At 60.5% G+C, this 23,463-nt stretch carries 18 protein-coding genes; 15 read left to right on the top strand and 3 right to left on the bottom strand.

Annotated elements, in window-relative coordinates; genetic code table 11:
* Positions 1 to 77: 77 nt before the first annotated feature.
* From ACYZUC_RS12330 to phhA, 3 genes are all read right to left on the bottom strand, one after another.
* A complete protein-coding gene (locus ACYZUC_RS12330; RefSeq protein ID WP_263290620.1) occupies positions 78 to 1,271 on the bottom strand; it encodes an amino acid aminotransferase in 1,194 nt (397 codons plus the stop codon).
* Positions 1,271 to 1,627 carry a 4a-hydroxytetrahydrobiopterin dehydratase gene (locus tag ACYZUC_RS12325; protein WP_008030478.1) on the bottom strand — a complete coding sequence of 119 codons (357 nt, stop codon included), beginning with the start codon at positions 1,625 to 1,627 and terminating at the stop codon, positions 1,271 to 1,273. Before ACYZUC_RS12325 ends, ACYZUC_RS12330 begins: the two co-directional genes overlap by 1 nt.
* Positions 1,628 to 1,717: 90 nt before the next feature.
* Positions 1,718 to 2,521, bottom strand: coding sequence for a phenylalanine 4-monooxygenase (gene phhA, locus ACYZUC_RS12320; RefSeq protein ID WP_461995979.1), 804 nt, complete (start codon positions 2,519 to 2,521; stop codon positions 1,718 to 1,720).
* Positions 2,522 to 2,902: 381 nt separating this feature from the next.
* Between phhA and ACYZUC_RS12315 the strand changes: the two genes are divergently transcribed.
* The 15 genes from ACYZUC_RS12315 to ACYZUC_RS12245 all read left to right on the top strand — a co-directional run bounded on the left by ACYZUC_RS12315 (position 2,903) and on the right by ACYZUC_RS12245 (position 23,437).
* Complete coding sequence (locus tag ACYZUC_RS12315; RefSeq protein ID WP_461995977.1) at positions 2,903 to 4,462, top strand: sigma-54-dependent transcriptional regulator; 1,560 nt, start codon at positions 2,903 to 2,905, stop codon at positions 4,460 to 4,462.
* A 311-nt stretch (positions 4,463 to 4,773) separates the two neighbouring features.
* Entirely contained in the window at positions 4,774 to 5,514 is a 741-nt protein-coding gene (locus ACYZUC_RS12310; RefSeq protein WP_461995975.1) for a flagellar basal body rod protein FlgF, read from the top strand.
* Positions 5,515 to 5,559: 45 nt separating this feature from the next.
* Complete coding sequence (flgG, locus tag ACYZUC_RS12305) at positions 5,560 to 6,345, top strand: flagellar basal-body rod protein FlgG (RefSeq protein WP_214381474.1); 786 nt, start codon at positions 5,560 to 5,562, stop codon at positions 6,343 to 6,345.
* Between the two features lie 52 nt (positions 6,346 to 6,397).
* Positions 6,398 to 7,093 (top strand): flagellar basal body L-ring protein FlgH, encoded by a 696-nt coding sequence (flgH, locus tag ACYZUC_RS12300; protein WP_461995973.1) that lies wholly within the window; start codon positions 6,398 to 6,400, stop codon positions 7,091 to 7,093.
* 27 nt (positions 7,094 to 7,120) lie between these two features.
* Positions 7,121 to 8,209 (top strand): flagellar basal body P-ring protein FlgI, encoded by a 1,089-nt coding sequence (locus ACYZUC_RS12295; protein ID WP_050550358.1) that lies wholly within the window; start codon positions 7,121 to 7,123, stop codon positions 8,207 to 8,209.
* Between the two features lie 11 nt (positions 8,210 to 8,220).
* Positions 8,221 to 9,507, top strand: a complete 1,287-nt coding sequence (flgJ, locus tag ACYZUC_RS12290) for a flagellar assembly peptidoglycan hydrolase FlgJ (RefSeq protein WP_461995971.1) — start codon at positions 8,221 to 8,223, stop codon at positions 9,505 to 9,507.
* A 22-nt stretch (positions 9,508 to 9,529) separates the two neighbouring features.
* The gene (gene flgK / locus ACYZUC_RS12285) at positions 9,530 to 11,596 is read left to right on the top strand and encodes a flagellar hook-associated protein FlgK (protein ID WP_461995969.1); all 2,067 of its coding nucleotides are present in this window, start codon (positions 9,530 to 9,532) and stop codon (positions 11,594 to 11,596) included.
* Between the two features lie 13 nt (positions 11,597 to 11,609).
* Positions 11,610 to 13,208, top strand: a complete 1,599-nt coding sequence (locus ACYZUC_RS12280; protein ID WP_461995967.1) for a flagellar hook-associated protein 3 — start codon at positions 11,610 to 11,612, stop codon at positions 13,206 to 13,208.
* A 126-nt stretch (positions 13,209 to 13,334) separates the two neighbouring features.
* Positions 13,335 to 16,910 carry a glycosyltransferase gene (locus ACYZUC_RS12275; RefSeq protein ID WP_461995966.1) on the top strand — a complete coding sequence of 1,192 codons (3,576 nt, stop codon included), beginning with the start codon at positions 13,335 to 13,337 and terminating at the stop codon, positions 16,908 to 16,910.
* Between the two features lie 1,129 nt (positions 16,911 to 18,039).
* Entirely contained in the window at positions 18,040 to 18,813 is a 774-nt protein-coding gene (gene rfbF / locus ACYZUC_RS12270; protein WP_192419584.1) for a glucose-1-phosphate cytidylyltransferase, read from the top strand.
* Complete coding sequence (rfbG, locus tag ACYZUC_RS12265; RefSeq protein ID WP_461995964.1) at positions 18,795 to 19,877, top strand: CDP-glucose 4,6-dehydratase; 1,083 nt, start codon at positions 18,795 to 18,797, stop codon at positions 19,875 to 19,877. Before rfbF ends, rfbG begins: the two co-directional genes overlap by 19 nt.
* Positions 19,874 to 20,434, top strand: coding sequence for a dTDP-4-dehydrorhamnose 3,5-epimerase family protein (locus tag ACYZUC_RS12260; protein ID WP_192226012.1), 561 nt, complete (start codon positions 19,874 to 19,876; stop codon positions 20,432 to 20,434). The genes rfbG and ACYZUC_RS12260 overlap by 4 nt, the downstream gene beginning before the upstream one ends.
* Entirely contained in the window at positions 20,431 to 21,657 is a 1,227-nt protein-coding gene (locus ACYZUC_RS12255; protein ID WP_461995962.1) for a methyltransferase domain-containing protein, read from the top strand. Before ACYZUC_RS12260 ends, ACYZUC_RS12255 begins: the two co-directional genes overlap by 4 nt.
* Positions 21,654 to 22,775 carry a DegT/DnrJ/EryC1/StrS family aminotransferase gene (locus tag ACYZUC_RS12250; protein WP_461995960.1) on the top strand — a complete coding sequence of 374 codons (1,122 nt, stop codon included), beginning with the start codon at positions 21,654 to 21,656 and terminating at the stop codon, positions 22,773 to 22,775. Before ACYZUC_RS12255 ends, ACYZUC_RS12250 begins: the two co-directional genes overlap by 4 nt.
* A complete protein-coding gene (locus ACYZUC_RS12245) occupies positions 22,772 to 23,437 on the top strand; it encodes an acetyltransferase (protein WP_461995958.1) in 666 nt (221 codons plus the stop codon). Before ACYZUC_RS12250 ends, ACYZUC_RS12245 begins: the two co-directional genes overlap by 4 nt.
* Positions 23,438 to 23,463: the final 26 nt, after the last annotated feature.

Genomic DNA, 23,463 nt, shown 5'->3' with positions numbered 1-23,463 from the left:
TCAGTCAACATCTATGTTGAATGTCAGACCGCCTTCGCGAGCAGGCTCGCTCCCACAGGGGATATAGGTGCTTGAGGTTATTTGCAGACTTTCGCGATAGCTTCGGCCAGCAGATCAAGACGCGTCGCATCAATCCCCGCCACGTTCGCCCGGCCGGTACCGACCATGTAAACGCTGTGATGATCACGCAACTGTTTAACCTGGTCAGGCGTCAGTCCGGTGTAGGAAAACATCCCGCGTTGCACACCAATGTGCGCAAAGCGCTCGCGCAAACCATGAGGCTCCAGCGCCTCGACCAGGCCGCTGCGCAGTTGGGCGATACGCAAACGCATGGCTTCCACTTCGTCGGCCCAGAGGCTTTTCAGCTCTGGATCGCCGAGGATCGTTGCCACGACGGCGGCGCCGTGATCCGGTGGAGTCGACCACAGGTTACGGGCGATATTGGCCAGTTGGCTGCGGATATCCACCAGTTTGTCAGCCGTCTTCGCGCAGACAATCAGCGCACCCGTGCGGTCGCGGTACAGGCCGAAGTTCTTCGAGCAGGAGCTGGTGATCAGCACTTCCGGCAGTTCGGCAGCGAACAACCGGGTCGACCACGCATCCTGCTCCAGCCCGTCGCCGAAACCCTGATAGGCGAAGTCGATCAGCGGCACCAGATTGCGACTGCGCACCACTTCCAGCACCCGGCGCCAGTCGTCATGGGACAGATCGAAACCGGTCGGGTTGTGGCAGCAAGCGTGCAGCAAAACCACATCGCCCTCAGGCGCTTCGTTGAGCGATGCCAGCATCGCTTCAACATCGAGGCGGTTGTCGCTGCCGACATAAGGGTAGTGATTAACCTTGACACCGGCCGTGGCGAAAATGGTTTCGTGAATCGGCCAGGTCGGGTTGCTCAACCACACGCCACGGCCCGGCAGGCACTGGGCGATGAAGTCCGCGCTCAAGCGCAGCGCACCAGTGCCGCCCGGCGTCTGGGTGGCACCGGCCCGTTGTTCGGCGATCAGCGCAGAATCGGCGCCGAGCACCAACTCGTTGATGGCTTTGCCGAACGCCGGTTCGCCGTGACCGCCGATGTAGGTCTTGGTGGTCTGGCGATCCACCAGGCGCTGCTCCGCAAGCTTCACGGCCTGTGGAATCGGCGTCAGGCCAAAGGCGTCTTTATAGACGCCCACGCCAAGGTCGAATTTGCGCGGGTTGGGGTCCTGCGCATAGGCCTCCATCAGGCCGAGAATCGGGTCGCCGGGTACTCGACCTATGGCGTCGAAATGCATTATTTGCGGCCCTCGGCGTCCTTGGCCACTTCGTCAGTGCGCGCGGCCATGATGAAATCGTTGCGGTGCAGGCCTTTGATGGAGTGGCTCCACCAGGTCACGGTGACTTTGCCCCATTCGGTCAGCAGGCCCGGGTGGTGACCTTCGGCCTCGGAGATTTCCCCGACTGCGTTGGTGAACGCCAGCGCGTGCTTGAAGTTCTTGAACAGGAAAACCTTTTCCAGCTGCATGACGCTGTCGCGGACTTCGATGTTCCAGTCTGGGATTTGCTTGATCAGTACCGGCAGCTCTTCGTCGCTGACCTGAGGGGCGTCGGCGCGGCAGGCTTCGCAATGGGCTTGGTTCAATGTGGACATGATGTGTTCCTGAATTCGAATGATTGGAAATCGGCCGTCAGTGCAACCACGCTAAACCAAAGCGTCGATTCCTGACAGGCTCACTTGATTCTAAAAGCTGCGGATCACGCGGCTTTTTTTTGGCGGAAATTTAGGCGCGTGCAAACCCAGCTGCATGCCTTGCTTGACCATGCCCATGATGTCTTCATGAGCCAGGTCGAACAGGCGCTTGAGGTTCGGCAAGACGAAATACAACGGTTGCAGGATGTCGATGCGGTAAGGGGTGCGCATGCATTCCAGTGGATCGAAGGCCTGATGCTCAGGTTCGTCCGACAGGCTGTAAACGGTTTCTTTCGGCGAGGAGAGAATGCCGCCGCCGTAAATGCGCTGGCCTTCGGGTGTATCGACCAGACCGAACTCGATGGTCATCCAATACAAGCGCGCCAGGTACACGCGTTCTTCCTTGGAAGCCTTCAGGCCGAGTTTGCCGTAGGTGTGGGTGAATTCGGCGAACCAAGGGTTGGTCAGCAGCGGGCAGTGGCCAAAGATCTCGTGGAAAATGTCCGGCTCTTGCAGGTAATCCAGCTCTTCGCGGCTACGAATAAACGTCGCCACCGGAAACTGCTTGTTCGCCAGTAATTCAAAGAAAGTCTGGAAAGGAATCAGCGCGGGTACTCGGGCAACCTGCCAGCCGGTGGTTTCACCGAGGACTTTGTTGATTTCGCCGAGTTGCGGAATGCGGTCGTGGGGCAGACCGAGTTTTTCGATACCGTCCAGGTATTCCTGGCACGCACGCCCTTCGATCACTTTCAGTTGGCGAGTGATCAGCGTGTTCCACACCGCGTGTTCTTCGGCGGGGTAGTCGATAAAACCTTGCGCATCGGGCTCGCGAGCCACGTACTGCGTCTGCTTCATGCTGCTCTCCTGCTAGGGGATTTCGTTCTTGTTATGTCCTGCTATGGACTTAGAAATACCTCAGGAATTGCGATGTTGCAGCACGTGTAAGCCGTCGCATGTAGGAATATTCGTCGGTTTTCGTAAACTTTTCGTTACGGATTGACTGCTGTGGTGCTGCGCATGAGTTTTTCGGGTTTGAAATGGCTCACAGGTGTCACATAATCTTGACGACTATCTGAGCGTGCCCAGAGAAATATTTCCTGGTGGGCCTCGATTGATTGGTAAGCCGCTGTATTTAGGAGCCGGCTTGCCTGCGATAGCGTTCTCAAGGACCCCATCGCCGGCAAGCCAGCTCCTACAGGAAGCGATCCATCGCCTTAATTTACCTTCGGGCCTTATATGCGTATCAAAGTCCACTGCCAGAACCGCATCGGCATCCTGCGCGACATTCTCAATTTGCTGGTCGAGTACGGGATCAACGTCGCTCGCGGTGAAGTGGGTGGCGAGCATGGCAACGCGATCTACCTGCATTGCCCGAACCTGATCAATATTCAGTTCCAGGCGTTGCGTCCGAAATTCGAGTCGATTGCCGGGGTCTTTGGCGTCAAGCGTGTAGGCCTCATGCCGAGTGAACGTCGGCACATGGAGCTTAATGCTTTGCTCGGCGCCCTGGAATTTCCGGTGTTGTCGATCGACATGGGCGGCTCGATTGTCGCGGCTAACCGCGCGGCGGCGCAGTTGCTCGGCGTGCGTGTCGATGAGGTGCCGGGGATTCCCTTGTCGCGTTACGCCGAGGATTTCGATTTGCCGGAACTGGTGCGCGCCAACAAGTCGCGGATCAACGGGCTGCGGGTCAAGGTCAAGGGCGACGTGTTTCTGGCCGACATCGCGCCGCTGCAATCGGAGCATGACGACAGCGAGGCCATGGCCGGTGCGGTGCTGACCCTGCATCGAGCCGACCGGGTAGGGGAGCGCATCTACAACGTGCGCAAACAGGAGCTGCGCGGGTTCGACAGCATCTTCCAAAGCTCGAAAGTGATGGCGGCGGTGGTACGTGAAGCCCGGCGCATGGCGCCGCTGGATGCGCCGCTATTGATAGAAGGCGAAACCGGCACCGGCAAGGAATTGCTGGCGCGTGCCTGCCACTTGGCGAGCCCGCGGGGACAGTCGCCACTGATGGCGCTTAATTGCGCCGGCCTGCCGGAGTCCATGGCCGAGACTGAACTGTTCGGTTACGGCCCCGGTGCGTTCGAAGGCGCCCGTGCCGAAGGCAAGCTCGGGCTGTTGGAGCTGACGGCGGGCGGTACGCTGTTTCTCGATGGCGTGGGTGAAATGAGCCCGCGCTTGCAGGTGAAATTACTCAGATTCCTGCAGGACGGTTGCTTCCGTCGTGTAGGCAGTGATGAAGAGGTTTACCTCGATGTGCGAGTGATCTGTGCCACGCAGGTCGACCTGTCGGAGTTGTGCGCTCGTGGCGAGTTTCGCCAGGATTTGTATCACCGCTTGAACGTGCTTTCGCTGCATATCCCGCCACTGCGCGAATGCCTGGATGGTTTGACGCCGTTGGTGGAGCACTTCCTTGATCAGGCCAGCCGGCAGATCGGTTGTGCGCTGCCGAAACTGGCGCCGGCGGCCATGGAGCGGCTCAGTCACTACCATTGGCCGGGCAACGTCCGGCAGTTGGAAAACGTGTTGTTCCAGGCGGTTTCGTTGTGCGAAGGCGGGACGGTCAAGGCTGAACATATTCGCCTGCCGGATTATGGCGTGCGTCAGCCGCTTGGCGATTTCTCGCTTGAGGGCGGGCTGGATGACATTGTCGGGCGGTTCGAGAAAGCGGTGCTGGAGCGTTTGTATTCGGAGCACCCGAGCAGTCGGCAGTTGGGCAAGCGGCTCGGTGTATCTCACACCACCATTGCCAACAAGTTGCGGGAGTATGAAGTCGGCAAGACCGAGTCCTAGCTGACTTTTGCGGTGTTTGTGCCTGCCTCTTCGCGAGCAGGCTCACTCCTACAGGGGATTGCATTCCAAATGTAGGAGTGAGCCTGCTCGCGATGAGGCCTGCGCAGCCAGCGCCGAGGTCAAGCCTTGCCACTTACCGGCATAACACCGCCGGTTTTTCGTCTTTGACACATTCCCTGATTTCCCCCTGAACGCCCCAAGTCCTTTGTTTGCCGGGCTCCGCGCCGCCAGAAAAAAGTTGGTCTGCAAATTGCTTATCGCTCAGCAGTACAGCGGTGGGCGGCAAACGTCCGGCATGCAGAGGAAAGAGTGTGGACAAGTACCTTTATGTGGCAATGACCGGCGCCAGCCAGAATGCACTGGCGCAGAAGGCTCATGCGAACAACCTGGCGAACATCTCCACCAACGGCTTCCAGAAAGACCTGGAGCAGGCGCGTTCGATGCCGGTGTTCGGTGACAGCTTTCCGGCGCGTGCGTTTGCGATGTCCGAACGTCCGGCCACCGACTTCTCCTCGGGCTCTCTGGTACAAACCGGTCGCGACCTCGACGTCGCGGTACAGGGCAACGGCTGGATCGCGGTGCAGAACCCCGACGGCGGTGAAAGCTACGTGCGCACCGGCAGCCTGAACGTTGACGCCCTGGGCGTGTTGCGGGCCGGCAACGGCATGCCGGTGATGGGCAATGGCGGGCCGATTTCCGTGCCGCCCGAGCAGCAAATCGAAGTGGGTGAAGACGGCACCGTCAGCATTCGTGCGATGGGCGAAGGCCCTCGTGTGATGGCTGAAGTCGACCGCATCAAGCTGGTCAACCCGGATTTCAAGAACATGACCAAAGGCCTGGACGGTTCGATCCACACCAAGGACGGCAAGCCGGCGCAAGCCGATGCCAACGTCAAGCTGGTGTCCGGGTTCCTGGAGTCGAGCAACGTCAATGCCGTGGAAGAGATGACCTCGGTACTGGCGCTGGCCAAGCAGTTCGAGCTGCACATCAAGATGATGAACACCGCCAAAGACGACGACCAGGCCATGGCTCGGGTCTTGCAGATCAGCTAATTATCAGAACGTCGCGCCGTAAAACAGGCGCACGAGGAGAATCGAATGCTTCCGGCTCTATGGGTTGCCAAAACAGGTCTGTCCGCCCAGGACACCAACCTGACCACCATTTCCAACAACCTGGCGAACGTGTCGACCACGGGTTTCAAACGTGATCGCGCCGAGTTCCAGGACCTGCTGTACCAGATCAAACGCCAGCCAGGCGCCCAGTCGACCCAGGACAGCGAACTGCCGTCGGGTCTGCAAATTGGTACCGGTGTGCGCATTGTCGGCACTCAGAAAAACTTCAACGCCGGTAGCCTGCAAACCACCGAGCAGCCGTTGGACATGGCCATCGACGGTCGCGGTTTCTTCCAGATTCTGCAGCCGGACGGCACCACGTCCTACACCCGTGACGGTACGTTCCACCTCGATTCCAACGGTCAGATCGTCAACGCCAGTGGTTTCGCCCTGGAGCCGGCCATTGTCATCCCGAACGATGCCCAGACCTTCACGGTCGGTCGTGACGGCACCGTGTCCATCACCATTGCCGGCAACCCGGCATCCCAGGTGATCGGCAACCTGCAAACCGCCGACTTCATCAACCCGGCCGGCCTGCAAGCCGTGGGTAACAACCTGTTCCTGGAAACCGCCGCCAGCGGCGCGCCGCAAGTTGGCACGCCAGGCCTGGCCGGTTTCGGTACCACGCTGCAGAACACCCTGGAAACCTCCAACGTCAGCACCGTTGAGGAGATGGTCAACATGATCACCACCCAGCGCGCTTACGAGATGAACTCCAAGGTGATCTCCACCGCCGACCAGATGCTCTCGTTCGTAACGCAGAATCTGTAATCAAGTCTATGAGGCGGTCATGAGGCCGCCTGCAACACCGTGAGGTAGGGTCATGAATCGCTTTGTATCTGTCCTGGCACTGATTGGCGTCGCCGCGCTGGCGGGTTGCGTCGGTCCGACGCCCAAGCCCAATGACCCTTACTACGCCCCGGTGTTGCCGCGTACGCCATTGCCGGCTGCCGCGAACAACGGCTCGATCTACCAGGCCGGTTTCGAACAGAACCTGTACAGCGACCGCAAGGCGTTCCGGGTCGGTGACATCATCACCATCACCCTGAACGAAAAAACCCAGGCCAGTAAAAACGCCAACTCGCAAGTGGCCAAGAACAGCAAGGCCGGCATCGGTCTGACGTCGCTGTTCGGTGTGGTGCCCAACACTAACAGCCCATTCAGTGACAATGATCTGTCACTGAATGCGAGTTACAGCGGCGACCGCGCGACCAAGGGCGACAGCAAGGCCGGGCAGGGCAACAGCCTGACCGGTTCGATCACCGTGACCGTCGCCGACGTTTTGCCCAACGGCATCATTGCCGTGCGCGGCGAGAAGTGGATGACCCTCAATACCGGTGATGAACTGGTACGGATCGCCGGCCTGGTCCGGGCCGATGACATCGCGACCGACAACACGGTTTCGTCAACGCGCATCGCCGATGCACGCATCACCTATTCGGGCACCGGTTCGTTTGCCGATGCGAGTCAGCCAGGCTGGTTCGACCGTTTCTTCCTCAGCCCGCTGTTCCCTTTCTAGGTGGTCACGTTGAATTTCAAACACCTGATGGTGGCTGCGTTCCTGATGTCCGCAGCCTTTGGTGCTCAGGCCGAGCGGCTGAAGGATATCGCCAGTATTTCCGGCGTACGTTCCAACCAATTGATCGGCTACGGCCTGGTGGTCGGGCTTAACGGTACCGGCGACCAGACGACGCAGACACCGTTCACCCTGCAAACCTTCAACAACATGCTCTCGCAGTTCGGCATCAAGGTGCCGGCCGGTTCGGGCAACGTGCAGTTGAAGAACGTCGCGGCGGTATCGATCAGTGCCGACTTGCCTGCCTTCGCCAAACCGGGTCAGCAGGTGGACATTACCGTGTCCTCCATCGGTAACTCCAAGAGCCTGCGTGGCGGCACCTTGCTGCTGACGCCGCTCAAGGGTATCGACGGCAACGTTTATGCAGTCGCCCAGGGCAACCTGGTGGTCGGCGGTTTTGATGCTGAAGGTCGCGACGGTTCGAAGATCACCGTCAACGTTCCGTCGGCCGGTCGCATCCCTGGTGGTGCGTCGGTCGAGCGTTCGGTGCCGAGCGGTTTCAATCAGGGCAACAGCCTGACGTTGAACCTCAACCGTTCCGACTTCACCACCGCCAAGCGCATCGTCGACAAGATCAACGACATGCTCGGCCCTGGCGTTGCCCAGGCCATCGACGGCGGTTCGATTCGCGTCAGTGCGCCGCTGGATCCGAGCCAGCGCGTCGACTATCTGTCGATCATCGAGAACCTTGAAGTCGATCCGGGTCAGGCGGTGGCGAAAGTCATCATCAACTCCCGCACCGGCACCATCGTGATCGGCCAGAACGTCAAAGTGTCCCCGGCCGCCGTGACTCACGGCAGCCTGACCGTGACCATCACCGAAGACCCGATCGTCAGCCAGCCCGGCCCTCTGTCCAATGGTCAGACCGCTGTTGTGCCGCGCTCGCGGGTCAACGCCCAGCAGGAAGCCAAGCCGATGTTCAAGTTCGGCCCGGGCACCACTCTCGACGAGATCGTGCGTGCGGTGAACCAGGTCGGCGCGGCGCCAGGTGACTTGATGGCAATCCTTGAAGCACTGAAACAGGCCGGCGCGTTGCAAGCCGACCTGATCGTGATCTGAGGCCGGCGACCATGGATATGCACAAGAGTGGTCTGGTCAGCAGCGCCGATTCGGGGTCCTATTCGGACCTCAATCGCCTGAACCAGCTCAAGGTCGGCGACAAGAACAGTGATCAAAACTTGCGCAAAGTGGCGCAGGAATTCGAGTCGCTGTTCCTCGGTGAAATGCTCAAGTCCATGCGCAAGGCGACCGACACGCTGGCTGAGGGCAATCCGCTCAACACGCCGGCGGCCAAGCAGTACCAGGAAATGTACGACCAGCAGTTGGCCGTTTCCATGTCCCGCGAGGGTGGCGGTATTGGTCTGGCGGACGTGCTGATGCGCCAGATGTCGAAGAACAAGCCACTGGCGCCGGGCGAAGCGGCAACGCTGTCGGCGGCCAAGCAGGAAGCGGCAAAAGCGGCGGCGCAGACGCCGGTGGCGGCGGGCACGGTCGGGACCAACGGGCCGCTGTCGCGAGTCAATGGCCAGCGTCCGTTGTGGGCTTCGCGCTCGATCAGCGCTCCACAGGCGGCAGGCGAGGGCGCACATCGCAACGACATGGCGCTGATCAATCAGCGGCGCCTGGCGTTGCCACCGAAACTGGCTGACCGCTTGCTGGCGGGCCTGGTGCCTTCGGCGACGACGGCCGCCGCGCCGCTCAATAACACTCGATTGGCAGAGCGCAACACACCGACCGGTTCGGGGCCTTTGTTCAACGGAGACTGGCTGGCGACTGCGCAAGCATCAGCGAATGGCGGCTTGCAGATTCATGGTCGTGCCATTGCTCAGATACCGTTGGCACCGGCGAAAAAAGCCTTCAGTTCTGCCGACCAGTTCGTCAACACCATGTTGCCGATGGCCAAGGAAGCCGCCGAGCGCATCGGCGTCGATCCGCGTTACCTGGTGGCCCAGGCGGCGCTGGAAACCGGCTGGGGCAAATCGGTCATGCGCGCGCAGGATGGCAGCAGTAGCCACAACCTGTTCGGCATCAAGGCCGGCAGCAGCTGGAAGGGCGATTCGGCGCGGGCGATCACCAGCGAATTCAGAAATGGTGCGATGGTCAAGGAGACGGCCGAGTTCCGTTCCTACGACTCTTACAAGGACAGCTTCCATGACCTTGTGACTTTGTTGCAAACCAACAATCGCTATCAAGATGTCGTGAAGTCGGCCGATAACCCAGAACAGTTTGTACGCGAGTTGCAAAAGGCCGGTTACGCAACCGACCCGGACTACGCGAGCAAGATTTCGCAGATAGCCAAGCAGATGACGAGTTACCAGAACTACGCTGCGGCGGGCGTTTCCACCACGCCTTTATAGGCACAAGGATTAAGGTCGAACCATGAGTTTGCTCAATATCGGGATGTCGGGTCTGGCCGCTGGCCAATCCTCGTTGATGACCACCGGCAACAACATTGCCAACGTCGACACCGCCGGGTACTCGCGCCAGCAAACAGTGCAGGGCACCAAGGCCTCGCAGCAGTTCGGCAACGTCTACATCGGCACCGGCACGACCCTGGCCGATGTGCGTCGCGTGTACAACAGCTACCTCGATGCGCAGTTGCAGACCACCACCTCGCTCAACAGCGATTCGGCCGCCTACCTGAATCAGGTCACGCCGCTGGACAAATTGCTCTCCGACACCAGCACCGGCCTGAACGGCGCACTGACCAAGTTTTTTGCCTCGGTGCAGAACGTCAACGCCAAGCCGGGTGACGACGCGTCCCGTCAGTTGCTGCTCAGCGATGCTCAGGCCTTGAGCAACCGTTTCAACTCGGTCTCCACGCAGTTGACCCAGCAGAATGCCAATATCAACGGCAACCTGACGAACATGGCGGATCAGGTCAACAAGCTGGCCGCTACCGTGGCGCAGTTGAACCAGAAGATCTCCGACGTTTCCAGTTCCGGCGGCATGCCGAACGAGCTGCTCGACGCCCGTAACGAAACCGTGCGCCAGCTGGCGACCTTCACCGGTGCGCAGGTGGTGGAGCGTGAAGGCAATCTCGACATTTACCTGGGCAGCGGTCAGCCGCTGGTCATGGGTAATACGGTCAACAAACTTGAAGTGGTACCGGGCAAAGACGATCCGGGCCGCTTGTCGCTGCAACTCAATCGCGGTTCGAGCACCATTGATATCACCTCGATCATGACCGGCGGCGAAATCGGCGGGTTGCTGCGTTATCGCAGCACCGTGCTGGACCCGGCCATGAACGAATTGGGTCGTGTGGCCCTGGTCGTCGCCGACCAGATGAACAGCCTTCAGGCCCAGGGCATCGACAAGAACGGCGCCTTCGGTTCGAACCTGTTCAATAACATCAACTCGGCCAAGCTGATCTCTGAACGCAGCGTCGCCAGCCTGAACAACGTGGGCACCGGTAACTTTGATGTGAGCATCAAGGACACTGGCAAGCTGACCATCAACGATTACAAGGTCACGTTCACCACCGCGACCGATTACACCGTTCAGCGCCTGCCGGACAACACGCCGATGGGCTCCTTCAGCACGGTAGCGCCGGCAACGGCACCGGTCATCGACGGCGTCGAGATGAAGTTCAACGCGGCTTCTGCCACGGCGGGCGACACCTTCAGGATCACCCCGACCCGCGATGCTGCGGCGAACATCAAGACCGAGATGACCGACTCCAAGCGTCTGGCCATCGCGGCACCGCTGGGCGCCGCGATTGCAGCGAGCGGCAGTGGTAGCGGCACCCTGACGATCCCGGCCAGCGGTCAACCGACCCTGACCACCAAGTTCGATATCTACGACGCGGCGACCACCACCGCGATGCAGAACGGCCTGAAAAACTCCACGCCGACCAAGGTGGTATTTGGTGCGGTGTCCGCCTCAGGCACCAGCCAGACCTACCAGTTTCTGGATGCCAAGGGTGGGGTGATCAGCAGCGGTACCATCAAGCCGGGTGAGACCAACACCCTGAACCTGAGCATTCCGCTCACGGATGCCGCGGGTGCACCGATCCCGGCTCCGCCCGCGACTCAGTACGCCGCGGCCTTCAGCATGACCATCGCCGGTGCCCCAAGCAGCGGCGCGGCGATCAACGTCTCGCTCACTCAGCCGGGCAGCCTGGACAACCGTAACGGCACCGCACTGGCCGGTTTGCAGACCGCGCAGACCGTGGACACCGGTTCGGCCAGCAAAGGCATTTCCCTGAACGACGCTTACGGCAAACTGGTCGAGGGCGTGGGTTCCAAAGCTGCACAGGGCAAGCTCGACAGCGCGGCGACCGGCGCCATTCTGGCAAATGCCAAGGGCGCGCGCGACTCGCTCTCGGGTGTCGACCTCGATGAGGAAACCGGCAACCTGGTCAAGTATCAGCAGTACTACACCGCGTCTTCGCAGATCATCAAGGCTGCGCAGGAAATCTTCAGCACACTGATCAACAGTCTTTAAGGAGTCGTAGCCCATGCGCATTTCTACCGCCCAGTTTTACGAGTCCTCGGCTGCCAACTATTCGAAGAACTTCGCCAACGTGGTCAAGAGCAGCGAAGAGGCGAGCAGCCTGGTTCGCGTCAACACCGCCGCCGATGATCCGGTCGGCGCCTCGCGCCTGCTGCAATTAGGCCAGCAGGCTTCGATGCTCGATCAGTTCAACAACAACATGACGACGATCAAGGCCACGCTTGGCCAGACTGAAGCCGTCATGACCAGTATCGGCAACGTGCTGCAACGCGCCAAGGAACTGGCCCTGGGTGCCGGCAACGCCGGTTATACCGATTCCGACCGCCAGGCCAACGCTTCGGAGCTCAGCCAGATCGAAGAGCAGCTGTTGAGCCTGATGAACACCAAGGACGAAAACGGCAAATACATTTTCGCCGGCTCCAAGGGCGATACCGTTCCGTTCTCGCGTAATACCGACGGCACCTACAGCTATAACGGTGATCAGGTCACGCTGGACCTGCCGATTGGCGACACCCAGTCGATGGCCACCAACAGCACCGGTTGGGCTGTGTTCCAGCAAGCCATCAACACCAGTCGCACACAGTCCACCATGACCACGCCGACGCCGGCCGTCGATGGCGGTCGTGTGGTGCTGTCCAATGGTCAGGTGAATTCGGACGTGACCTACAACGCCAAATTCCGTGGTGGCGAGCCCTACACCGTGAATTTCCTCAGCCCTACGCAGCTGGAAATCCGCGATTCGCTGGGTAATGACGTCACGGCCGAAGCTTCTGGCAATGGCGTGTTCAGCTCCTCCGGTGGTGCCGCTACACAGACGATCAACTTCCGTGGCGTTGACCTGAAGTTGAACATCAACATGAAGACTGGCGACGTTCCGGCGACCGTGTTTCCGGCGCCTCCGGCCCCCAATGCCTATAGCTTCACCCTGGCGGCCAAGCCGGACAGCTTCAATGCGACCCGTGCCCCAGGCAACCTGTCCAGCGACGTCGTCACCAATACGAGCATCTCCAACAGTGCCGCCTACCACGCCAGCTTTCCGGAAGGCGGGGCCGTTCTCAAGTTCACCAGCGCCACGGCTTTCGACTTGTATGCAGCGCCTCTGACCGCGAGCAGCAAGCCGGTTTCCAGCGGTGTTCTGGCGGGCAACGTCGCCACCGCGTCGGGTGTCGACTTTACGCTGAGCGGCGCACCGTCGATGCAGGCTGGTGACCAGTTCTCCGTCACGGTCAACACTCACCAGACGCAGAACGTTCTGGACACCGTCAATCAGCTGAAAACCGCGCTGTCGACACCGACCAACAACAATCCGCAGGCCATTCAAGCACTCAACGCGGCCATTGGTTCCGGTATCGGTAACCTGACCAGTGGCATTGACCAGTTGACCTCGGGTCTTAGCTCCGTGGGTGGTCGCGGTGCGTCGCTGACGACTCAGACCGATATCAATCAGAGCCTGGTGCTGGCCAACACGCAGACCCAGGGCGCGATCCGTGATTCGGACCCGGCCACGGTGATGACCCGCCTGACCTTGCAGCAAACCATGCTGCAGGCCTCGCAACTGGCGTTCAGCAAAATCGCTCAGTTGGGGTTGTTCAATAAAGTCTGAGTCAAGGCCTTCGCGCCATAGGCGCGAAGGTTCAATACACCCGAGTGCAAACCGTCATTTTTCAGCGGTTCAGGGCTGCTCCACTCGTTCCAGAGTGAGCGCCCACCGCTCGCGAGTTCCCCTGCCGTGAAACCAGCTCCTCTTGTCAGCATCGCCATTCCCGCCTACAACCCGCTGTACTTTAAGGCAGCGCTGCAAAGTGCTCTGAACCAGACCTATGCGTCGCTTGAAGTGATCGTGTGTGACGACAGCGACAGCGATGAAATCCATGAGCTGGTCCAGGCCTGCACAGTGCCGCAAACCGTGACATTGCGTTATGTGCGCAATGAACAACGCCTGGGGTTCAAGGGGAATCTGATGGCCTGCGCCGAGCAGGCAACCGGGGAGTACCTCAAGCTTCTCTGTGATGACGATCAACTGCTGCCTGAGAGCATTACCCGTCAGGTGCAGGGTTTCATTGACCATGACGACGTGAATCTGGTGATTGCCCTGCGTCAGTATTGCGACGGCGATTACCTTCTGCTTCCCGAGCGTCTGGAGAACTCCAGCTTTGTCTCGGGGGATACGCTGTTCAAGGGCGAAGACCTGCTGGATGTGCTGGAAAGCTCGGCCCTGAACTTTCTCAGCAATTTGAGTGGCGCGCTGATGCGCACTCATCAGGTGCTGGAGTATCTGCCCGCGTTGACCCAGGTCGGCGAAGGGTTTGTCGCCCGTCTCGATTTCGCCTTGTTTGTCTGCCTGTTGCGTCGTGGCAATCTGGCGGTTATCGCACAGGTGCTCAGCTTTGAACGCTTGCATCCGGCGCGCCTGAGCAATCAACTGGAGGTCGAGCAGGCTGTGGCGGTCGAGCTCGGTTGGCTGACCCAAATGCTGTCGGTGCGCAGCGGCGAGCCGGCACCTGCGCCGGGGCATGTTCGCTTTATCGATCTGGCCAGCGCCGCCCTCGGTGAGCCGTATGACTGGGAAGAAATGGCGCTGGGTCGTTCTCTGGGTTTTACCTCGACGTTGATCCGTTCGCGGGTGGGTGAAAACTGTGACTGCTTTGCTGATGTGTACCAGCAATGGCTGGCGTGTCGCACCCTGAACCCGGCCCAGCAGCGCCTGTTGCCTACGCGCCTTGCCTCGTGGGCATGGCAGCCGCGAATTGTGCCGGTGGTGATGGATGCCGACGCTGACGATGCGGCACTGGGCGTCACACTGGAGAGCATCGAACGGCAGGTCTATGGCGCCGAAAGGGTGTTGGTGCTCTCAGGTGAAAATCGCACCAGTGCCCTTGCGGGCAACGTGATTCGTGTGGCCTTGCTAGGCGACGGGCTTGAGCAACTCAATGGCCTGATGCAGGCCGACAGTGCGGACTGGTTCTATCTTCTGCGGGCCGGTGATCGCCTGAATGAACTGGCCTTGCTGCTTTTGGCCGAGCGGATGGTCGAGAGTGCCGACGCGCTGTGTATCTATACCGATGAAGGCGGCTTGCGCAATGACGTTTCGGTCGAGCCGATCCTCAAGCCCGATTTCAATCTGGACCTGCTGCGCAGTTATCCCTATGTCGGGCGGACAATGGCCATCCAGCGTCAAGGCTTTGTAGCCGCGGGTGGTTTCACCCCGGACTTCGCTGAGCTCAGCCCTCATGACCTGGTCTGGCGCCTTGTCGAAAACCACGGCCCGCATGTCGTGGAGCATGTCGCCCAAGTGCTGGTCGAATCCTCGTTCGGCCTGTCGCAATGGCTCGCTCTGCCGCAGGTTATCGAGCAGAACTCCCGCGTACTGACTGCGCACCTTGATCGTATCGGTGCGGCACACGAGGTGCGGCCGGGCAACGTGCCGCTCATCAATCGAATTGACTACCAGCATGGCGTTCAGCCGCTGGTGTCCATTGTGGTAGTGGCCCAGGATCAGCTCGGTCGGCTTGAGCGTTGTATCGAAAGTGTCCTGGAGCACACGGCCTATGCTCACTACGAATTGTTGATCGTCGACAACGCAAGTACCTCGATCGAGGCGCGTGACTGGTTGGCCGCGATGTCGCAAATGGGCGGCGAGAAACTGCGCGTGCTGCATTGCGATTACCCCGATAACCCGGCAGCGGCGCAGAACTTCGCCGTTGCTCAGGCGCGCGGCGAGTATGTGCTGTTGCTCAGCCCGGACAGCCTGATCGTCAATCGTGACTGGCTTGGTGAGCTGCTGAATCACGGCTTGCGTCCTGAGGTGGGCGTCGTCGGTGGCCGAATGGTCAACCCTCAGGGGCGTATCGAAGGTTCGGCCCTGGTGCTGGGGATGCGCGGCCCTGTCGGCGTGCCTTGGCGCGGGGAGGTGATGACCGCTCCTGGGTATATGCAGCGCCAGCAGGCGGTGCAGAATATGAGTGCTGTGAGAGCCGAGTGCCTGCTGGTCCGCAAGCAGGTGTTCGATGAGCTTCAGGGGTTTGACGATCAGGCCTTTTCCCAGAGACTCGGCGGCCCTGACTTCTGCCTGCGTGTCAGGCAGAAGGGCTATCTGGTGGTCTGGACGCCATATGCCGAGTCGGTCCACGTGGCTGCCGAGGCGGAGAGCGGGCCGGTGGTATCAGACCTGCTGGCTGAGCAGAAGCGGTTTTATCAGCGCTGGCTGCCGATCATCGCAAGAGATCCGGCGTACAACGTCAACCTGAGTCTGAGCACCAATAATTTCAGCCTTGAGCCGGGTTACAAGGGCGACTGGAATCCGTTCGCCCGTCACATGCTGCCACGGGTGCTGGCGATCCCGATCAACGAGACCGCCGTAGGCCATTACCGTGTCACCCAGCCGTTTCTGGAGCTGGAAGCCGCGGGTCAAGTGCTCGGCAATCTTTCTTACCATACGCCTTCGGACATTGAGCTGGAGCGCCAGTCGCCGGACGTCATCATCCTGCAAGGGCGCTACAGTGAGGGCGCGGTGAATGAAGTGGAGCGGGTCAAAAACAGCTCCAAGGCATTCCGGATCTTCGAGCTCGATGACTATGTCATCGATGTTCCGAAGAAAAACGCTCACGTGCGCAAGGCCATGGTTGGCGTTGAGCAAATCGTGCGGCGTGCAGTAGGGTTGTGCGACCGGGTGGTGGTGTCGACCCAACCGCTGGCCGATACCCTCAAAGGCATGCATGACGATATTCGCGTGGTGCCGAACATGCTCGCTCCGTATCTGTGGACCGGTCTGAGCAGCCAGCGACGTACGTCGCGCAAGCCGAGGGTCGGTTGGGGCGGGGGGACCAGTCACGATGGGGATCTGGCGATCATTGCCGATGTCGTTCGCCTGCTGGCGGATGAAGTGGAGTGGGTGTTCTTCGGCATGTGCCCGCCGGCGCTCAAGCCTTTTGTGCATGAGTTCCATCCCGCCGTTGGCCTGCAGGCTTACCCTGCCAAACTGGCGAGCCTGAACCTTGATCTGGCTTTGGCGCCGTTGGAGTTTCACATCTTCAACGACTGCAAGAGCAACTTGCGCCTGCTGGAGTATGGCGCGTGCGGTTATCCGGTGATCTGTACGGACACTGAGGCTTATCGCGGTTATCTGCCGTGTACCAAGGTGGTGAGTAACAGCACCGAGGAATGGCTTGAGGCAATTCGTATGCACCTGGCTGACCCGGATGCGAGTTACCGCATGGGTGATGCGCTGCGTGAGGAAGTGCTGCGCGACTATATGCTGCAGGGTAGCAACCTGAATTATTGGGCTGAGGCTTGGTTGCCGGGTTGATTCGGGGTTTTGTGATTGGGGGCATATCCATTTTTCGGTTGTGGCGGCTGACGGTTTCGCCCTTACGGCGAGTCACTTGGAGAAGCGCCAAGTAACCAAGCGCTTTTGCCCCTTTCGTTCGGAGCCTCGCCATGGCTCGGCATTCCCTCGCTCCGGTCCTGCTCCGTGGGCCCGCCGCGATCGGCCATCCCTGGCCGTGCGCGGCTAACCCGGCATCCATGCCGGGTTGCCCACTGCGCAGAACCTGCGCTCAGCCTCTCGAGGGGGCGACTACCGCCACAGCCGCCGAGGCGGCCTGAAAGCCGACCTGGCTCTTTCGATGTCCGCGTTGTCCTTCTCTGATGCGTTCACTCATTCCGGACATGTACACCAATCCCCTGTAGGAGCCGGCTTGCTGGCGATAGCGTCGGTCCAGCCAATACATACGTTGACTGACCCACCGCCATCGTCGGAACGCCGCCCGCAGCAAGTCGGCTCCTACAGTTGATCGTATTTGTCCAAACACATCTGCATTTCCCCTGTAGGAGCCAGCTTGCTGGCGATGGCGTCCTTTCCGGCGATAAATGCGTCGACTGACCCACCGCCATCGCCGGCAAGCCGGCTCCTACAGGGAATCGCGTACGCTTTTGATTTCCACCACTCATCAGGCCGAGCGTTAGCTCGCCTTCCGCTTTTGATCTGAGCGCCCCCTCGAGAGGCCGAGCGCAGGTTCTGCGCAGTGGGCAACCCGGCATGGATGCCGGGTTAGCCGCCCCCGGCCATGGATGGCCGATGGCGGCGGGCCCACGGAGCAGGACCGGAGCGAGGGAATGCCGAGCCACAGCGAGGCACCGAACGAAAGGGGCAAGAGCGCTTTGGTTACTTTCGCGCTTTTCGAAAGTGACTCGCCGTAAGGGCGAAACCAATAGCCGCCGTAACCACAAAAACGGATATACACCCAAGGCCCAGAGCCCACCCACCACAGCGAAAGAGCTGGCGCGTTTCCTGCAAGCCCCCCCGATATCGCCATAAAACGAGCACTTCCGGTGAATCCAGAAGCGCCCTGAGCGGCATTGAAGGTTTTATCCAGAAGGCCTGCAAAAGCTTGATACAGCTTGGCTGAGCCCTGTGACGAACAAGAGGGGAGACGATGAAGGCAGTTATTTTGGCGGGCGGCCTGGGCACGCGCATCAGTGAGGAGTCGCACCTCAAACCCAAGCCGATGATTGAAATCGGCGGCAAGCCAATTCTCTGGCACATCATGAAGCAGTACTCCGCTCACGGGATCCATGACTTCGTGATTTGCCTGGGCTACAAGGGCTACGCGATCAAGGACTTCTTCGCCAACTACTTCCTGCACACCTCTGACGTCACGTTCGACATGTGCAACAACCGCATGGACGTTCACCAGAACTACAGCGAGCCATGGCGCGTCACGCTCATCGATACCGGTGAAGACACCATGACCGGCGGGCGCTTGCGTCGGGCCAGCCGCTACCTGGAAAACGAAGACGCGTTCTGCTTCACCTACGGCGACGGCGTGTCCGATTTGAACATCGGTGCCCTGGTGGACTTCCACCTGTCCCACGGCAAGCTCGCCACGGTCACGGCCGTTCAGCCGCCTGGCCGTTACGGCGCCCTGGAGCGCGACGGTCACCTGGTCCGCGGTTTTACTGAAAAGCCGCGCGGTGACGGAGGCTGGATCAATGGTGGCTTCTTTGTGCTGTCGCCCAAGGTCTTGCCGCTGATTACCGCCGACGAGACGGTTTGGGAATCCGAGCCTTTGGTCGGCCTGGCCAGCAGCGGTCAACTGGCTGCCTACCAGCACGATGGTTTCTGGCACCCGATGGACACCCTGCGCGATAAAAACCATCTGGAGCAGTTGTGGCAGAGCGGGGAGGCCCCATGGAAGCAATGGGACTGAGCCCGGAATTCTGGCGCGGCAAGCGGGTTCTGCTGACCGGCCACACCGGTTTCAAAGGCAGTTGGCTGACGTTGTGGCTGCAAAGCCTCGGCGCGAAAGTCAGCGGGTTTTCCCTCGATCCGTCCACCGAGCCGAGCCTGTTCGAACTGGCGCGTGTTCACGAAGGCATCAATGATCAGCGCGGCGACCTGCGTGACCTGGGGGCCCTGCTTGAACTGATCGCCGACACCCAGCCGGAAATCGTCCTGCACCTGGCGGCCCAGCCGCTGGTGCGTGAGGGTTATCGCGATCCGCTGGGGACTTACTCCAGCAACGTCATGGGCACTCTGAATCTGCTTGAAGCGATCCGTCAGGTTGGCGGCGTGCGCGCCTGCGTGCTGGTGACCACCGACAAGGTCTACGCCAATCAGGAATGGTTGTGGCCGTACCGTGAAAACGAAGCCCTCGGCGGCCACGATCCTTACAGCAGCAGCAAAGCCTGCTGCGAGTTGCTGGCGCAGTCGTATGCGGCATCGTTTTTCCCTGCCGAGAAGTATGCTGAACACGGTCTGGCCCTGGCCACGGCCCGAGCCGGCAACGTGTTGGGCGGCGGTGATTTTGCGCCTGAGCGTTTGATTCCCGATGTCCTGAAAGCCTGGTCCGCCGACGAGCCGGTGACCCTGCGCTACCCGCAAGCTGTCCGCCCGTGGCAACACGCGCTGGAGCCGCTGGCCGGTTACCTGCAACTGGCCGCCGGTCTTTACGAGCGAGGCCCCGAGTTCGCCGGTGCGTGGAACTTCGGCCCGAGCGAAGCGGACATGTGCAGTGTCGGCGAAGTGGTCGAACTGCTCGCCAGCCGCTGGCCACAAGCGCGCGGATTGCGTATCGAACCGAGTGAACTGCATGAAGCAGGCCTGTTGCGCCTGGACAGCAGCCGCGCCCGCCAACTGTTGGCCTGGCAGCCGCGCTGGTCGTTGCAACAATGCCTGACCCAGACCCTCGACTGGCATCTGGCCTGGCAAAACGGCGATGACATGCGTGGCATCACGTTGGGTCAGTTGAACCTGTACCGAGGCGCGTTGTGAGCGAATTTTCGTTGAAAGCGCTGCCGCTGACGGGCTTGTTCAGCGTGCAGCACAAACGCTTCGAAGACGATCGCGGGCACTTCGCCCGGTTGTTCTGCGAGGGTAGCCTGAGCGCCTTCGGCCAAGCGTTTTCCATTCGCCAGATCAACCATTCCTGCACCCGCGCACGCGCGAGTGTGCGTGGCTTGCATTACCAGAATGCCAACGCGCCGGAAGCCAAGCTGATCACCTGCCTGCGCGGTGAAGTCTGGGATGTGGCGGTGGACTTGCGGCCCGACTCCGCAACGTTCCTGCACTGGCACGCCGAACACCTGCGGGCCGGCGACGGTCGCAGCCTGCTCATACCTGCCGGGTTTGCCCACGGCTTCCAGACCCTGACCGACGATGCCGAATTGCTTTATCTGCACAGCGCCGATTATGCGCCGGAGCACGAAGGCGGCTTGTCGGTGAACGATCCACGGCTGGCGATTGCCTGGCCGTTGCCTGTCAATAATCTGTCAGCCAGGGACGCCAGCCATCCCTTGCTCGATGAACGTTTCGCTGGAGTGCGTCTATGAACTGCCGTGGTTGCGGTACTCCTTTGGCCTTGCCGCTGATCGACCTCGGCACCTCGCCGCCGTCGAACGCCTACGTTCGTGCCGATCAGCTGGAACAGGCTGAACAGTGGGTGCCACTCAAGGTTGCGGTATGTCAGCAGTGCTGGTTGGTGCAAACCGAGGATTACACCAGTGCCGACAGTCTGTTCGACGCTGAGTATGCGTATTTCAGTTCGTTCTCCAGCACCTGGCTGGCGCATGCCGATCGCTACGTCGCCGAGATGGTCGAGCGCTTCGGCTTGACCTCCGACAGCCGCGTGGTGGAAATCGCTGCCAACGACGGTTACCTGTTGCAGTACGTCGCCGGTCGCGGCATTCCTTGCCTGGGCGTTGAGCCAACCCGCAGTACCGCGCAAGCGGCGCGGGAAAAAGGCCTGGAGATCCGCGAGTTGTTCTTCGGTCGTCACACCGCTGCGCAATTGGTCAGCGAAGGCTGGTCCGCGGACCTGATGGCTGCCAACAACGTGTTGGCCCACGTGCCGGACATCAATGATTTCCTCGGCGGCTTTGCAACCTTGCTCAAGCCGACCGGCGTGGCGACGTTCGAGTTTCCGCAACTGCTGACGCTGATGGCCGGGCAACAGTTCGACACGCTGTATCACGAGCACTATTCCTATCTGTCCCTGACCGCCGTGCAGACATTGTGCGAACGCAACGGCCTGGAAGTGTTCGACGTCAGTCAGCTGTCGACCCATGGCGGTTCGCTCCGGGTTTTCGTCCAGCGTGCCGATGGCGTTCGTCGTGACGTGCAGCCTGCGGTTGCTCAGCAACTGCAAGCCGAAATCGCCGCCGGGGTGAAAACTCCCGAGTACTACGCAACCCTCGCGCCAGCCGCCGAGGGCATCAAGCACCAATTGCTGCGCTTCCTGTTGCAGGCGAAAGCCGATGGCAAACGAGTGGTCGGTTACGGCGCCGCCGCCAAAGGCAACACGTTGCTCAACTACGCCGGGGTCAAGCCTGATCTGTTGGCCTGGGTCGCCGACGCCAATCCGCACAAACAGGGCAAGTTCTTGCCTGGCAGCCGGATTCCGGTGGTGTCGCCCGAGCGTATCGCCCTTGAACAACCCGACTACATCCTGGTTCTGCCATGGAACCTGTTGCTTGAAATCACCCAGCAATTCGCCTCGGTCAAAGAGTGGGGCGCACAGTTTGTCGTTGCCGTTCCGGAGTTGAGTATTCAATGAGCAGAATTCACTACACCAAACCGAGTGTCGGCGAACTGGAAGCCCGGTATGCCCTGGATGCCGTGCAGAACGGTTGGGGCGCGCGTTGCTACGAGTACCTGACGCGTTTCGAGCACGGGTTTGCCGAGCACCTTGGTGCGACCTATGCCATCGCGACGTCGAGCTGCACCGGCGCGCTGCACATGGGGATGGCGGCGCTGGGCATCGGCGCGGGTGATGAAGTGATCCTGGCCAACACCAACTGGATCGCTTCGGCGGCACCGATCACCTACCTGGGCGCTACGCCGGTGTTTGTCGATGTTCTGCCGGATAGCTGGTGCCTGGATCCGGAGCTCGTCAGGCAGGCAATTACCCCGAAGACCAAAGCCATTCTCGCGGTTCATCTTTACGGCAACCTGTGTGATATGGACGCATTGCTGGCGATCGGTCGCGAACACGGCATCCCGGTCATCGAAGACGCCGCCGAAGCCATCGGCTCGCAGTGGCGCGGCAAGGCTGCCGGCTCGATGGGAGCGTTCGGTGCGTTTTCATTCCATGGCACCAAAACCATGACCACCGGCGAGGGCGGCATTTTCGTCACCTCGGATAAAGCCTTGTATGAGCGCGTCCTGACGTTGTCCAACCATGGTCGTGTCGCGGGCAGCACCAAGCAATTCTGGCCAGAGTTCATTGGCTTCAAATACAAGATGAGCAACTTGCAGGCGGCCGTCGGCTGCGCTCAGGTCGAGCGGATCGAAGAGCTGATCGAACGCAAGCGGACGATATTCGCCAATTACGCCCGCGCGCTGTCATCGCTGCCGGGGGTTTCGCTGAACCCCGAACCTGCCCATGCCCGCAACGGTTACTGGATGCCCACGGTGGTATTCGATGCCGGGACCGGGATCCATCGCGACGAAATGATCGCCGCGTTCCAGGCCGCCGATATCGACGCCCGCGTGTTCTTCTGGCCACTGTCGTCGCTGCCCATGTTCAGCGAGCACGTAGTCGATACGCCGGTTTCGTTTGCCTTGCCGGAGCGTGCGTTCAACCTGCCGAGTTATCACGACATGACTGACGCCGATCAGGCTCGGGTGGTGGATGTGGTGCGTACACTGCTGGCAAAAAGGCAATCGCTGTGAAGATGTACTTGCTGGGCGCGGCCAACCCGGAAGCGGTGCGCATGCTGCACGCGGTGAAGCGCAGCACGCCGAACGTCGAGTTTGCGTTTCTGGACAATGACCCGAACAAACACGGGACACCGTTTTTTGGTGTTCCGGTCATTGGCGGTTCGGCGTTGGTCAGTGAGCTCAAGGGGCCGGACGTACGTTTCGTCAACCTGATCACCGGCAGCACCCGACTGCGCTACGAGACCACCCGCCAGCTGGTCGAGGCCGGTGCGACGCTGGGCCAATTCATCCACCCCGGCATTGACCTGACCATGATTCGCATGGGGCAGGGCAGTTACTTGCAGGAAGGCGTACTCATGCAGGCCGAGGTGACGCTGGGCGACAACACCAGCATCAGCGCCGGCAGTGTGGTGGGGCATGAAGGGCAAATCGGCCACTCGGTGTTCATGGCGCCCGGCGTGTGCATCGCCGGTTGCGTGGAGATCGGCGACGGCACGTTCATCGGCACCAACGCCACCATTCTTCCGCGCTTGCGTATCGGACGCTGGGTGACCATCGGCGCCGGCGCCGTCGTCACCAAAGATGTCCCGGATTATTCAGTCGTGGCGGGCAATCCCGCCAGGATCATCAAGACCAACGTGGTGCCTTACCCCGACGGTAAGGTCTTCAACTAACCCGTTTGCCTATTTTTTTTGGAGCG

It is taken from the genome of Pseudomonas sp. GT1P32, assembly GCF_054897805.1.
This window is presented reverse-complemented; position numbering and strand designations above follow the sequence as displayed.